This is a genomic window from Poseidonibacter sp. (assembly GCF_041821165.1).
GTDB lineage: Bacteria > Campylobacterota > Campylobacteria > Campylobacterales > Arcobacteraceae > Poseidonibacter.
Map to the genome: position 1 here is coordinate 1 of NZ_JBGUES010000050.1, position 13,474 is coordinate 13,474.

15 protein-coding genes are annotated in these 13,474 nt (G+C 28.2%); all 15 read left to right on the plus strand.

Annotated features, from left to right (window positions below; genetic code table 11):
- Positions 1-85 precede the first annotated feature (85 nt).
- Positions 86-493: a phosphate-starvation-inducible PsiE family protein gene (locus tag ACERKK_RS05815; RefSeq protein WP_373772142.1), complete on the plus strand. Its 408-nt coding sequence runs from the start codon at positions 86-88 to the stop codon at positions 491-493.
- A gap of 24 nt (positions 494-517) precedes the next feature.
- Positions 518-1,192, plus strand: a complete 675-nt coding sequence (locus tag ACERKK_RS05820) for a response regulator transcription factor (RefSeq protein ID WP_373772143.1) — start codon at positions 518-520, stop codon at positions 1,190-1,192.
- On the plus strand, positions 1,186-2,562 hold the full coding sequence (locus ACERKK_RS05825; RefSeq protein ID WP_373772144.1) for an ATP-binding protein: 1,377 nt from the start codon (positions 1,186-1,188) through the stop codon (positions 2,560-2,562). Before ACERKK_RS05820 ends, ACERKK_RS05825 begins: the two co-directional genes overlap by 7 nt.
- 76 nt (positions 2,563-2,638) lie before the next feature.
- Positions 2,639-3,058: a 50S ribosomal protein L13 gene (gene rplM, locus ACERKK_RS05830; RefSeq protein ID WP_373772145.1), complete on the plus strand. Its 420-nt coding sequence runs from the start codon at positions 2,639-2,641 to the stop codon at positions 3,056-3,058.
- 5 nt (positions 3,059-3,063) lie between these two features.
- Complete coding sequence (rpsI, locus tag ACERKK_RS05835) at positions 3,064-3,453, plus strand: 30S ribosomal protein S9 (RefSeq protein WP_373772146.1); 390 nt, start codon at positions 3,064-3,066, stop codon at positions 3,451-3,453.
- Positions 3,454-3,556: 103 nt separating this feature from the next.
- A complete protein-coding gene (locus tag ACERKK_RS05840) occupies positions 3,557-5,080 on the plus strand; it encodes a peptide-binding protein (RefSeq protein ID WP_373772147.1) in 1,524 nt (507 codons plus the stop codon).
- 3 nt (positions 5,081-5,083) lie between these two features.
- On the plus strand, positions 5,084-5,737 hold the full coding sequence (locus ACERKK_RS05845) for an HAD family hydrolase (protein ID WP_373772148.1): 654 nt from the start codon (positions 5,084-5,086) through the stop codon (positions 5,735-5,737).
- Positions 5,738-6,075: 338 nt separating this feature from the next.
- Positions 6,076-6,639, plus strand: a complete 564-nt coding sequence (locus ACERKK_RS05850) for a pyruvate flavodoxin oxidoreductase subunit gamma (RefSeq protein WP_373772149.1) — start codon at positions 6,076-6,078, stop codon at positions 6,637-6,639.
- A 10-nt stretch (positions 6,640-6,649) separates the two neighbouring features.
- Positions 6,650-7,060, plus strand: coding sequence for a 4Fe-4S dicluster-binding protein (locus ACERKK_RS05855; RefSeq protein ID WP_373772150.1), 411 nt, complete (start codon positions 6,650-6,652; stop codon positions 7,058-7,060).
- Entirely contained in the window at positions 7,060-8,298 is a 1,239-nt protein-coding gene (locus ACERKK_RS05860) for a 2-oxoacid:ferredoxin oxidoreductase subunit alpha (protein WP_373772151.1), read from the plus strand. Before ACERKK_RS05855 ends, ACERKK_RS05860 begins: the two co-directional genes overlap by 1 nt.
- A 2-nt stretch (positions 8,299-8,300) precedes the next feature.
- A complete protein-coding gene (locus ACERKK_RS05865) occupies positions 8,301-9,257 on the plus strand; it encodes a thiamine pyrophosphate-dependent enzyme (protein WP_373772152.1) in 957 nt (318 codons plus the stop codon).
- 385 nt (positions 9,258-9,642) lie between these two features.
- Positions 9,643-10,614, plus strand: a complete 972-nt coding sequence (locus ACERKK_RS05870) for a tripartite tricarboxylate transporter substrate binding protein (RefSeq protein WP_373772153.1) — start codon at positions 9,643-9,645, stop codon at positions 10,612-10,614.
- A 41-nt stretch (positions 10,615-10,655) separates the two neighbouring features.
- Complete coding sequence (locus ACERKK_RS05875; protein ID WP_373772154.1) at positions 10,656-11,141, plus strand: tripartite tricarboxylate transporter TctB family protein; 486 nt, start codon at positions 10,656-10,658, stop codon at positions 11,139-11,141.
- Positions 11,138-12,655 (plus strand): tripartite tricarboxylate transporter permease, encoded by a 1,518-nt coding sequence (locus tag ACERKK_RS05880; RefSeq protein WP_373772155.1) that lies wholly within the window; start codon positions 11,138-11,140, stop codon positions 12,653-12,655. Before ACERKK_RS05875 ends, ACERKK_RS05880 begins: the two co-directional genes overlap by 4 nt.
- A 24-nt stretch (positions 12,656-12,679) precedes the next feature.
- Positions 12,680-13,366 (plus strand): response regulator transcription factor, encoded by a 687-nt coding sequence (locus tag ACERKK_RS05885; protein ID WP_373772156.1) that lies wholly within the window; start codon positions 12,680-12,682, stop codon positions 13,364-13,366.
- The last annotated feature ends 108 nt before the right edge of the window (positions 13,367-13,474 follow it).

The following is a 13,474-nucleotide window of genomic DNA, read 5'->3' on the forward strand; positions in this document are numbered from 1 at the left end:
GAGCAACATCAATTGCAAACTTATTATTATTTGCACATATAGGTGGGGAGATTGAACAATCATAAGTACTTATGATATAATTTAAATGAAAAGAACATTATTAAAGTTAAATAAACATTTTTGTAATAATTTCGAAGTCTTAGCAGCAAGTCTAATTTTCATTTTAATTTTTGCCTTTAAAATAGATTTTTATAAGGCAATTATTTTAATGTTAGAATTTATAGTTGTTATAGAAGTTGTTAAAATGATTTCAGATTTTATAAAAAAACAAAAACTAAGACTTAGGTTTGTTATTGATATTTTTATTATCTTTCTAATTCGTGATGTAATAATATTATCAACTAACATACACAGAGATTATTTTGATATCACTTTCTTACTTTTCGTGATATTTGTATTTTTTATTTTTAGAATTCTAGCAGTTAAGTTTTCACCAGGTGCAAAAAGAGTTTCTAAAAATTCAAATGAAATCCAAACAAATACAAATAAATAAACTGATAAAGAGAACAAAATCACCATGGAAAACAAATTAATACTAATAGTTGAAGATGAAGAGGATATTCTAGAACTTTTAGAATATACTTTACAAAAAGAAGGTTTTGAAACAATTGGTTTTTTAAATATTGATAAAAATATTGAAAAAATATTAGATGAAGAAAATATTGATTTAATTTTAATGGATAGAAACCTTCCAGGTTATGAAGGTTCAAAATTCATAGATGAAATAAAAGCAAAGGGTTATGATAATCCAGTTATTTATGTAACAGCTAAAGATAAAGATGAAGATATTATTGAAGGCTTTAACTCTCATGCTGATGACTATATAACAAAACCTTTTAATTTAAAAGAGTTATGTGCAAGAGTAAAAGCTGTAATAAAAAGAACATCAAAAGAGATTGATATCTTAAAAGTTAGAGATATTACTTATAAATCCTCAAATAAAAAATTCTATATTGATAATATAGAAGTTGAACTTACTCACTTAGAAAAAGACTTATTATTAGAATTTATTAAAAACAAAGACATATTAATGACAAGAGAACATTTATTAAATACCGTATGGGAAGACTCTTTTGATAAAAAAATTAAAACTGTAAATGTTGCAATTAAAAGATTAAAAGCTAAAATTGACCCTACTTCGCAAAAAGAGTATATAAAATCAATAAGAGGTGAAGGATATATCTTTTGTTAAAAATTCATCAACATTTTATTAGAACCTTTATTCTTATTTTTGCAGCTGTATTATTAACACTAAGTGTTATTACTTACTTTTGGTCAAAAAATATTTATATTCATCAAATTGAAAAAAACTTAGTTCAAAATATTGATACCTTATCTATTGTTTTAACAGATTTAAATAATGTTGAAACAATAATTAAAAATCTAAAAGAAAAACTTAGACTAAGAATTACAATAATTGATGAAAAAGGTAATATTATTGCAGAGAGTGATGAAAATAAAGACATCATGGAAAATCATGCAAATAGAGAAGAGATTATCCAAGCTAATGAGTTTGGCATAGGTAAAATAATTCGTTTCTCTTCAACATTAAATAAAAAGCTATTATATATTGTTAAAAAAGTAACTATTAATGAAAAGACCTACTATATTAGAATGGCTGATTATATTAATAAAATTACAGATAACTTTATAAAACTATCTGCACAAATTTTTGCTTTTAGTGCTTTATTTTTAATTATTGCATTTATTGCAACCTATTTTATTAGTTTAAAAATTAAAAATGAAACTGAGTCTATTTTAAATTTCTTAACTGAACTATCAAACAAAAGTCCAATGTATAGTTTAAACTCAAATTATACTGTTGAATTCAATAAGATATCAAAGTTATTAAATAAAGTTGCAGGTAAATTATCCAAAAGACAAAAACAAAAAGCTAAGCAAACAGCTAAACTAAAAATTGCAAATAGACAAAAAGATGAAATAATTTCTGCTTTATCTCATGAATTTAAAAATCCTATTGCAATTATTTCAGGATATAGTGAAACAATTCTTAATGATAAAGATATGCCACAGGTAATGAAAGAAAAGTTTTTAAGTAAAATACACTCAAATGCAATTAAGATGTCTCATATTATTGATAAATTAAGATTAACTCTTAAACTTGAAGAGGGAAAACAAGAACTTGTACTAATTCCATTATCAGTAAATAAAATCATAAATGAGATAATCTCTGATTTAAAAGATAAATATAAAGATAGAGAGATAATATTAGAAGGTAATGATATTACTTTAAAAGTTGATGAAACACTAATCTCAATGGCAATTTCAAACCTAATTGAAAATGCTTTAAAGTACTCAGAAGATGAAGTTATTGTTAAAATTACAGAAAATTGTATAAGTATAAAAGATAAAGGTATTGGAATAGAAAAAAATGAATTAGAAAAAATTAATAAAAAATTTTATAGGATTTCTAATAATGGTTGGAACAATTCCCTTGGTTTAGGCCTTTTTATCGTTCAATCAATTCTTCATTTACATAATTTTTCTCTAGAAATTAGCTCAGAATTTAATGAAGGTTCGGAATTTTCAATAAAATATTAATTTTTACTTAATTTAAGCTATTGTAAAGTATTACTACACTATTATTCCACCTCATTAATAAAAGCGGAGAAAATAAATGAAATTTACTCAAATGGCGAAAGCTAACGAAATCGAAAGAGATTGGATAGTAATTGACGCTACTGATAAAGTATTCGGAAGAATCATCACAGAAGTAGCAACTATTCTTAGAGGTAAAAATAAGCCTTGTTATACTCCTCACGTTGATTGTGGAGATTATGTAGTAATCATTAACGCTTCTAAAGCTAAGTTCTCTGGAACTAAATTAGAAACTAAAAATTATTATACTCACTCAGGATACTTTGGTAGTACTAAGACTCACAAAATGTCTGATATGTTTGCTAATAATCCTGAAAAATTATACAAACTATCAACTAGAGGTATGCTTCCAAAAACAACTCTTGGTAAAGCTATGTTAAAAAAATTAAAAGTATATGCAGATGCAGAGCATCCTCATACTGCACAAATTAAAGGATAGAACTAATGGCTAAAGTTTATGCAACTGGAAGAAGAAAAACATCTATAGCTAAAGTATGGTTAGAAAATGGAAACGGTCAACTTACAATCAATGGTCAGTCTTTAGACGCATGGTTAGGTGGACACGAAGCAATTAAAAAAAGAGTAATGCAACCTTTAGAAGTATCTAAACAAGCAACTTCTGTAAATATCGTTATCAAGACTCTTGGTGGTGGATATTCTGCACAAGCTGACGCTGTTAAACATGGTATTTCAAGAGCTTTAGTTGCTTATGATGAGCAATTCAGAGCTATCTTAAAACCATACGGTTTATTAACAAGAGATGCAAGATCTGTTGAAAGAAAAAAATACGGTAGAAAAAAAGCAAGAAAAAGTACTCAGTTCTCAAAAAGATAGATTTACTTTTCAAAGATTTTATTTTCTTTGTATCAAAAAAAGGAGCGACATATGTTGCTCCTTTTTTTATGCACTTTTATACAAAAATAGTATAAACTACCACATGAAAAACTTATTAAAAAAATCAATCTTTTTATTTATATTTTTATCAACAATATTTTCAAATCTAAGCGCTAGTACTTTAAACTTATCTATTAGCTCAAGTCCAAGTAGACTAAACCCAATTTTGGCAAATGATAGTGCAAGTTCAGAGATTGCAGATTGGCTATTTAATGGTTTATTTAAATATGATAAAAATGGCAATCCTATTGTTGATTTAGCATTATCATATAAATTTGAAACAAATACAAAACTAATTATAAAACTTAGAAAAGATGTATTATGGCATGATGGAGAAAAATTCACTTCTAAAGATGTAGTTTTCACTTACAATACAATCATGGATCCAAAAGTTTTTAACTCAATAAAATCTAACTATAAAGAAGTTCAAAGTGTAAAAGCACTTGATTTATATACACTTGAAATAAATTATAAAAAACCATACTTTAAAGCTTTAGAAATTTGGATGGTAGGAATACTACCTTATCATCTTTTAAAAGATGAGCAAAATATTATGACAAGTTCATTTAATAAAAATCCAATTGGTACAGGTCCTTATAAACTTGATACTTTTAAGATTGGACAAGATATAAAACTTTTTGCAAATGATAAATACTTTGAAGGTAGAGCAAAAATCGATGAAATCTTATATAAGTTTTTACCAGATACAAATACATCCTTTTTATTTTTAAAACAAAATAAACTTGATTTATCAGGCCTAACTCCTCTTCAAATAGATAGACAAATATCAAAAGATTTTAAGGAAAATTTTCAAATAATCGAAAAACCTAGTTTTTCATACTCTTATTTAGGATTTAATCTAAAAAATGAAAAATTTAAAGATATAAGAATTAGAGAAGCTTTATCATTAGGAATAAATAGACAAGAATTAGTTGATATTTTATTTTTTGGCCATGGGAAAGTATCTACTGGACCATTTCTACCAGGTTCTTTTGCTTTTAATAAAGATGTAAAAGTTATAAAACAAGATACAAAAAGAGCAATGAAACTTTTAAATGAATTAGGATACAACAAAGATAATCCTTTTACTTTTGAACTTGTAACAAATACAGGAAATGATACACGAATAAATGCAGCACAAATTATGCAATATCAATTAGCAAAAATTGGTGTAAATATGAAAATAAGAGTAATGGAGTGGCAAGCATTTTTAAATACTATTGTTCATCCTAGAAATTTTGAAGCAGTACTTTTAGGTTGGTCTTTAGCTTTAATGCCAGATGCTTATCCTTTATGGCATAGTTCAAATAGTAAATTAGGTGGATTTAACTTAGTTGGATATGAAAACAAAGAAGTTGATTATTTAATCGAAAAAGCATCAACTACTATAAATAGAGAAGAACTTGGAAATATTTATAAAGATATTTTCAAAAAAATTACTGATGATATACCCTACTTATTTTTGTATATCCCAAATTCAATAACAGTAGTAAATAAAAATATAAAAAATATAAAACCATCATTTATTGGAATAATGCATAACCAACGTGAATGGATAAAGGAATAAAATATGAAAAAAACAAAAATAATACTATTTGATTTAGATGGAACTTTAATAGAATCAACAGATGCAATCATTTCAACTTTTTTACACTCTTTTGATGAAATGAATTTTGATTTTAAAGGAACAAGTGAAGATATAAAATCACTTATTGGTTATCCTTTAGATATTATGTATAAAGACTTAGGTGTACAAGATGATAAAGTTTGGGATTTTGTTGATTCATATAAAAGAAGATATAGAATTATCTCAAAAGAAAAAACTACTTTACTTGAAAATGCACTAGAGGCTGTTCAATTAGCATCACAAATAGGAAGAGTTTCTGTAGTAACAACAAAAACTAGAATGTATACAATGCCTTTATTAGAGCATTTTGATATTGCTCAATATTTTGAAGTTGTTACAGGTAGAGAAAATGTTCAAAATCCAAAACCACACCCTGAACCAATATTAATAACACTAGAACAAATGAATTATGATGAAAATTCACATGATGTTTGGATGATTGGTGATACAAAATTAGATTTAATTGCAGCAAATGGTGCAAAAGTTAATTCTGTAGGAGTTTTATGTGGATATGGTGTAGAATCTGAGCTAAAAGAACATACAAATATTCTAAAATATGATGCTTTATCAGCAGTAGAATTTATTAAAGATATCTAAAATCTCTCTTTAAACTTAAATATAGTTTAATTATATAAATTAATATTAAAAAACTTTTATAAATTAAGGGTTTAAACATATAATAATTATATAACTTAAACTATAAAAATAGTTTTTTATATATATTCTCTATATTATCGGTTTTTTAAGCATATTTGCAGTTTTTTCTAAATTATTATTTAGTTACATTTTATTATTAAATATTACTTAAATTATATTTAATTAATATTAAATTAAGTAATATCAAAGAATATAAAAGCTTCTTATAAGTTAAAAATACATATAATACAAAAGACTAATTATATTTTTTAAGTCAAAATTAATTTTAAGGAGCCTCTATGTTAGAAATTAGATGGCATAGCCGTGCAGGTCAAGGTGCTGTAACTGGTGCTAAAGGACTTGGTTCTGTTGTTGCTGAAACTGGTAAACAAGTACAAGCATTCGCTTTTTATGGTTCAGCTAAAAGAGGTGCGTCAATGACTGCCTACAATAGAATTGATGATGAAGTAATACTTAATCACGAAAAATATATGGAGCCTGACTACGTATTTATACTTGATCCGGGTCTTGCTATAACTGATGATATAACTGCTAATGGTACTGATACAACTAAATATATTATTACAACACACCTTAGCAAAGAAGAATTAATCTCACTTGTTCCTAAATTACAAGGAATCGAAGATAGAGTATTTGTTCTTGACTGTTTTCAAATTGCTAGAGATACAATTGGTAAAGCTATTCCTAATACTCCAATGCTTGGTGCATTTATGAAAGTTAGTGGAATGTTCGAACTTGAGTATTTCAAAGAAGCAATGAAGGGTGTACTTAAAAAGTTACCTCAAAATATTATTGATGCAAATATGATTGCAATCCAACGAGCTTACGACGAAGTTCATTAAAGGATAAAATATGAGTAAACCAATTAATGAAATGGGATGGGATGAGCTAGTACCTGGTGCTGCTTTATACACATTCCAAGGTGATATTGACTATAACATAGCTGATATGCAACCTGAAGAAAGAATGTATTCTGAAACTAGTTCAAAAAGTATGTCTGTAGGAGACTGGAGAGTTATTAAGCCAGTATGGAATTCAGAAACTTGTATTGACTGTCAAAACTGTTGGATTTTCTGTCCAGATACATCTATTATTGCAAGAAATAAAGAGATGAAAGGTGTTGATTATGAACACTGTAAAGGATGTGGATTATGTGTAAGTGTATGTCCTACTAATCCAAAATCTTTATTAATGTTTGAAGAATATGAAACAGTTGAAGATGCTCTTGCTAAATGGCCTGAGAAAAAAAAGAAAGGTGAATAATGAATAAGAAAGTAATGGAATTAAAAGACGTTGAAGTTTGGGATGGAAATATGGCAAACTCACAGGCTTTCAGACAAGCCGATGTTGATGTTGTTGCTGCTTATCCTATTACACCTTCTACTGCAACTGTAGAAAACTATGCAATGTTCCATGCAAATGGATATGTTGATGGTGAAGTAATTATGACTGAATCTGAGCATGCTGCAATGTCAGGATGTATTGGAGCTGGAGCTGCTGGTGGTAGAGTTGCAACTGCAACTTCATCTCAAGGTTTAGCACTTATGATTGAAACTTTATATCAAGCATCTGGAATGAGAATTCCTGTTGTTTTATGTCTTGTAAATAGAGCATTAGCAGCACCTTTAAATGTAAATGGTGATCACTCTGATTTATATCTTACAAGAGATGCAGGTTGGATTTCAATTGATGCATTCAATCCTCAAGAAGCTTATGATATGACTTTAATGTCATTCAAAATTTCTGAGCATAAAGATGTTAGACTTCCAGTTATCTCTAATCAAGATGGATTTATGACTTCTCATACTGCACAAAATGTTAAGCCATTAAAAGATGAAGTAGCTTCTAAATTTGTAGGTGATTATTTACAAGTTAATGCATTATTAAACTTTGATAAACCAGTAACTCACGGTGTACAAACTGAACAAGATTGGCATTTTGAACATAAAGCTAAACAACATGCTGCATTAATGTCTTCTAAGAAAGTTATTGAAGAAACATTTGCTGAATTTAAAGAATTAACTGGTAGAGAATATAAAGTAGTTGAACAATATAAAATGGATGATGCAGATGTTGCAATCGTTTGTTTAGGTTCTACTTACGAAACTGCTATGTTAGCAATTGATCAAATTAGAAAAGAAGAAGGTATTAAAGTTGGTGTTGTTGCACCAAGATTATTTAGACCATTCCCTCTTGAAGAAGTAGCTGCTTCATTACAAAATGTTAAAGCAGTTGCATGTATGGATAGATCTGCTCCTGGTGGAACTGTTGGTACATTATACAATGAAATTTCTGGTGCATTAATCAATACTCCTGCTAGACCATTAGTTACTAACTTAATTTATGGTTTAGGTGGAAGAGATATGACTATTGCTGGATTAAAAGATATCTTTAGAACTCTTGATAAAGATGCTAAAGCTGGAAAAATCTCTGGTAATATCCAAACTTTAGTTGGTGTTAGAGGACCAGCATTAAGTTACTATAACGTGGAAGGAAAATAAGTATGAGTACTCAAAAAGTAATTAAAAACTTAAAATCATTTTCAACAGCGGCAGAAAGATTTGAAGGTTCACATCTTTTATGTCCAGGTTGTGCTCACTCTATTATCGTAAGAGAAGTATTAAATGCAACTAATGATAACTTAGTTGTATCTGCTTCTACTGGATGTTTAGAAGTTTGTACAGCAATTTACCCTCATACTTCTTGGGATTGTTCTTGGATTCATATTGGATTTGAAAACTCTTCAACAGCAATGGCTGGTGTTGAGACTATGAACAAAGCCTTAAGAAATAAAGGTAGAATTTCAGCTGATACTCCTCAACCTAAGTTTGTAACTTTTGGTGGAGATGGTTCAACTTATGATATCGGATTCCAATGGATTTCTGGTTGTTTTGAAAGAGGACATGACTTTATGTATGTTTGTCTTGATAATGAAGTATACGCAAATACTGGTGGTCAAAGATCTTCTTCAACACCAATTGGTTCTTCAACAACAACAGCACCAGCAGGGTCTCACTCTTATGGTGAAAAAAGACAGAAAAAAGATATCGTATCTATTATGGCAGCGCATGGTTCACCTTATGTTGCACAAGTAGCTCCAAATAAATGGAAAGATATGGTTAAAAAAATCCAAAGAGGTTTTGATACAGAAGGTCCAGTATTTATTAATGCTATGTCTGCTTGTACAACTGAGTGGAAATTTGCACCAAATCAAACTATTGAAGTATCTGATTTAGCTGTTGATTCATTAGTATTCCCATTATATGAAATTATTGATGGTAGAGAATTAAATATTACATATAGACCAAAAAACATTGTTCCAGTAAGAGATTACTTAGGAGCACAACCAAGATTCAAACACTTATTTACACCTCAATATGAATACCTAATTGATGAGTGGCAAAAAAGAATTGATGAAAGATGGGCATTCTTACAAAAAAGAGAAGAAATTAGAATGTAATTCTTCCTTTGCTTGCCTTAAATATCTCCATATTTTTAAGGCAGCAAAGTTTCTAAACACACAATACTAAAACTAACATTCAGAACTTCTCATTTCAAATATAATGCTTCCATATTTGAAATGAGAGTTTTAATTCTAAAATTTATACTAAATTATTATGATTTCACACTTTTTTTACACTTTATTTTAATACTATTCTTTTGTATGTAACCTATTCATTTAATTCTTCTTAGAAATAAATACTTTTTATATATACTAAATACATGCAAAACCCATTTCATGCTTCCTCCTTTTTGGAATGGGTTTTTTTCTCAATTAAAACTATTTTTTATTTTTCTTACATTTTTTTCCTTTACAATTAGAATAGATATAAAAAAGGATTACTATGAAATATTCATTTTCAAAAATTTTTAAAAATCTTGCATTAACAAGTTGTTTAGTTGCAGGACTAAGTACATCGTCTTTAGCAGTAGAAGTTGATAAAGTTCACTTCTTAATTCCAGGTGGTGCAGGTGGTGGCTGGGATGGAACAGCAAGAGGTGTTGGTGAAGCTTTAAAAAAATCTAATTTAGTTAAAGAAACTTCATTTGAAAATATGTCAGGTGGAGGTGGTGGTAAAGCTATTGCTTATATCATTGAAACTGCTAAAAAGCAAAAAGATACGCTATTAGTAAACTCTACTCCTATTGTTATTAGATCATTACAAGGTGTTTTCCCTCAATCTTTTAGAGATTTAACACTAGTATCAACTGTTGTTGCTGATTATGGTGTATTAGTTGTTAATAAAGATTCTAAATACAATACATGGGCTGATGTAAAAGCAGCATTTGATCAAAATCCAAGAAAAGTAAAAATTGCGGGTGGATCTTCAAGAGGTTCAATGGATCACTTAGTTGCTGCACAAATCTTCAAAGCTGCAGGTGCTGATCCAAAAAGTGTAAGATATATTCCTTATGATGCAGGAGGAAAAGCACTTGCTGGTTTATTAACAGGAGAAGTAGATGTTTTATCAACTGGTCTTGGTGAGGTTTTAGAAAAACATTTAAAAGGTGAACTAAAAATTATTGGTATAACTTCTGATGAATCAATTGAAGGGATTCCAAGTTTTAAAAGTATGGGAACAGATGCATTTTTCGCAAACTGGAGAGGTTTTTTTGGAGAGCCAAATATGTCTAAAGAAAAAGCTTTAGCTTATGCTCAAATAATTGAAAAAATGTATACAACTGAAGAATGGGAAATAGTAAGAAAAAGAAATGGTTGGACTAATTTATATAAACCAACAAATACATTTCATAATTTCTTAGAAGAACAAGAAAAAGTAATTGGTTCTTTAATGAAAGAAATGGGATTTTTATAGAATAAGTTGAGGGAAACCTCTTCTTATTGAAGGATATTATTATGACAAAAAATGCAATAGGTTCAATATTTTTTTTAGCTTTTTCATGCTTTTATTTTTTTAATGTATTTAATATTAAAGAAATGCCAGGTGGTCAATTTGAAGTAATGACAGCTTCAACTTTTCCATTTTATATTGGGATTTGTGGGATTATCATTTCACTTTTAATCTTAATTTTATCATTTGTAAAAAAAGATACAGATTTTTTATCAATCCAATATTTAAAAACAATGGATTTTAAAACTACAATGTATTTTATATTAGCAATGATTTTTTACGGTTTTACAATAAGAACATTAGGTTTTATTATTTCAACAATAATTTTCTTACTAATTGGGTTTTTATTATTAAAAGAGAAAAACATAAAAAGAATATTATTAATTTCATGTGGTGTATCAATTGGATTTTATTTATTACTAAACAATGTTTTAGGTGTGTATATAGATCCAGGTATGTTATATGAATTCATTATAGGAGATCAATCATGATGGATGGAATTTTACAAGGTGTAGGAACTGCCTTTTCATCGTATAATATTTTAATGGTAGCTATTGGTTGTTTTGCAGGTACATTTATTGGTATGCTTCCAGGACTTGGGCCAATTTCTGCAATTGCATTAATGATTCCAATTACTTATGGAATGGATCCATCATCAGGGCTTATTTTAATTGCTGGTGTTTATTATGGAGCAATTTTTGGAGGTTCAACTTCATCTATTTTAATTAATGCACCAGGTGTTGCAGGAACAGTTGCATCATCTTTTGATGGTTTTCCTATGTCAAAAAAAGGACAAGCAGGTAAAGCCTTAGCAATTGCAGCTTACTCTTCATTTTGTGGTGGAACAATTGCAGCAATATTTTTATTATTTGCAGCCCCTGCTTTAGCAACTGTATCATTGAGTTTTCAGTCTTCTGATTACTTTGCTTTAATGGTTTTAGGTTTAACAGCAGTAGCAGCATTTGCAGGAAAAGGTAAATTTTTAAAAGCAGCAATTATGACTGTATTTGGTCTAATGCTCGCAACCGTTGGTACAGATTCTGATTCAGGAATTGCAAGATTTACTTTTGGAAGATTAGATTTAATTGATGGTATTTCATTTTTACTTTTAGCAATGGCAGCATTTGCTTTATCTGAAGCAATGATGAATATATTAGAAAATAAAAAACAAACCAAAGAAGAGATGGATGAACTAAAAAAAGATATTGGTTCATTAAAAATTACAAAAGAAGAAGTAAAAGAAATGGCTCCAACAGTTGGACGTTCTTCTGTTCTTGGATTCTTTGTTGGAGTTTTACCAGGTGCTGGGGCAACTATTGCTTCATTTTTAGCTTATGGAATGGAAAGAAGTATAGCAAGTGCAAAAGATAAGCTAAACTTTGGAAAAGGAAGTATTAAAGGTTTAGCAGCACCAGAAAGTGCAAATAATGCAGCATGTTCTGGTTCTTTTGTTCCTCTTTTAACACTAGGGATTCCAGGGTCTGGAACAACTGCAATTATTTTAGGAGCATTAATATCTTATGGTATTCAACCAGGTCCTACTATGTATGTTGATAATCCAGCACTATTTTGGTCTGTAATTATTTCTATGTATATTGGAAATATGGTATTACTTGTTTTAAATTTACCATTGATTCCTTATATTGCAAAACTATTAACAATACCAAAACAATTATTGTTACCACTAATTATCTTCTTTTCACTAATTGGAGTATACTTAGTAACATTTAACAATTTTGATATTTATATGATGACATTATTTGCTGTTGTTGCACTATTTTTAAGAATTATTGACTTTCCAATGGCTCCTATGATTTTAGGATTTATTCTTGGTGGAATGATGGAAGATAATTTAAGAAGAGCATTAACAATTAGTGATGGTTCTTTCTCTTTTCTTTGGGAAAGACCAATTACACTTACAATTTTAATCATTACAGTAGCATTATTATTAATGCCAATTATTAGTGATTATTTAGCTAAAATGAAAAAAGGTAAAGAGGCGTAAGCCTTTACCTTTAAAGAGGTCATTATGAAAGAATTTAAAAAATATACTATTCTTTATATAGAAGATGATGAAGGGGTAAGAACTGTAAACTCTAGATTTTTATCTCGTATGTTTAATGAGTTATACGAAGCAAAAGATGGTGAAGAAGGTTATGCTTTATATAAAAAATACCATCCTGATATAATACTAACTGATATAAATATGCCAAAACTAGATGGCATATCTTTAGCTAAAAAAATTCGAGAAAAAGATAAAAATACTAAAATCATTATATCAACTGCTTTTTCTGATAAAAATTATTTATTAGATGCAATTGAACTTAATCTTGAAAAATATATAATAAAACCGCTAACAAGCAGAAACTTAATGCCTGTACTTACAAAAACTATTAAAGATTTAGCAATACAAAAAGATTTCAAAGTTCAACTTAGTGATAACTTTTATTTTGATAACTCAAGCTCTTTATTTTATGTCGATGATAAAGTAATTGATTTAAATAATAAAGAAAGATTATTTCTAAAACTTTTAGTTTTAAATAAAGATAGAGTTGTTTCTTATGAAGAGATAGAACAAAATGTCTGGGATAATGAATATATGAGTTTAAATTCATTAAGAACAAGTATTGGTTTTATACGCAAAAAGATTCCTTTTAACTGTATTAAAAACATATCAAACATGGGATACAAACTTAATCTTGAAAAAAAATCTTGAAAAAACCGATGAACAAGGTATTAAAAAGATTACCTTACTTAGTTCAACAATTATTATATTAATTGTTGCAACTATTATTGGTTCAATATTAATTAAAACAGAATATAC

Bases quoted from the DNA above. Each gene is read 5' to 3' on its own strand.
- ACERKK_RS05865 (WP_373772152.1), top strand. From the start codon at position 8,301: ATGAGTACTCAAAAAGTAATTAAAAACTTAAAATCATTTTCAACAGCG.
- ACERKK_RS05850 (WP_373772149.1), top strand. From the start codon at position 6,076: ATGTTAGAAATTAGATGGCATAGCCGTGCAGGTCAAGGTGCTGTAACT.
- rpsI (WP_373772146.1), top strand. From the start codon at position 3,064: ATGGCTAAAGTTTATGCAACTGGAAGAAGAAAAACATCTATAGCTAAA.
- ACERKK_RS05880 (WP_373772155.1), top strand. From the start codon at position 11,138: ATGATGGATGGAATTTTACAAGGTGTAGGAACTGCCTTTTCATCGTAT.
- ACERKK_RS05875 (WP_373772154.1), top strand. From the start codon at position 10,656: ATGACAAAAAATGCAATAGGTTCAATATTTTTTTTAGCTTTTTCATGC.
- ACERKK_RS05885 (WP_373772156.1), top strand. From the start codon at position 12,680: ATGAAAGAATTTAAAAAATATACTATTCTTTATATAGAAGATGATGAA.
- ACERKK_RS05840 (WP_373772147.1), top strand. From the start codon at position 3,557: ATGAAAAACTTATTAAAAAAATCAATCTTTTTATTTATATTTTTATCA.
- ACERKK_RS05855 (WP_373772150.1), top strand. From the start codon at position 6,650: ATGAGTAAACCAATTAATGAAATGGGATGGGATGAGCTAGTACCTGGT.
- ACERKK_RS05820 (WP_373772143.1), top strand. From the start codon at position 518: ATGGAAAACAAATTAATACTAATAGTTGAAGATGAAGAGGATATTCTA.
- ACERKK_RS05870 (WP_373772153.1), top strand. From the start codon at position 9,643: ATGAAATATTCATTTTCAAAAATTTTTAAAAATCTTGCATTAACAAGT.
- ACERKK_RS05845 (WP_373772148.1), top strand. From the start codon at position 5,084: ATGAAAAAAACAAAAATAATACTATTTGATTTAGATGGAACTTTAATA.
- rplM (WP_373772145.1), top strand. From the start codon at position 2,639: ATGAAATTTACTCAAATGGCGAAAGCTAACGAAATCGAAAGAGATTGG.
- ACERKK_RS05860 (WP_373772151.1), top strand. From the start codon at position 7,060: ATGAATAAGAAAGTAATGGAATTAAAAGACGTTGAAGTTTGGGATGGA.
- ACERKK_RS05815 (WP_373772142.1), top strand. From the start codon at position 86: ATGAAAAGAACATTATTAAAGTTAAATAAACATTTTTGTAATAATTTC.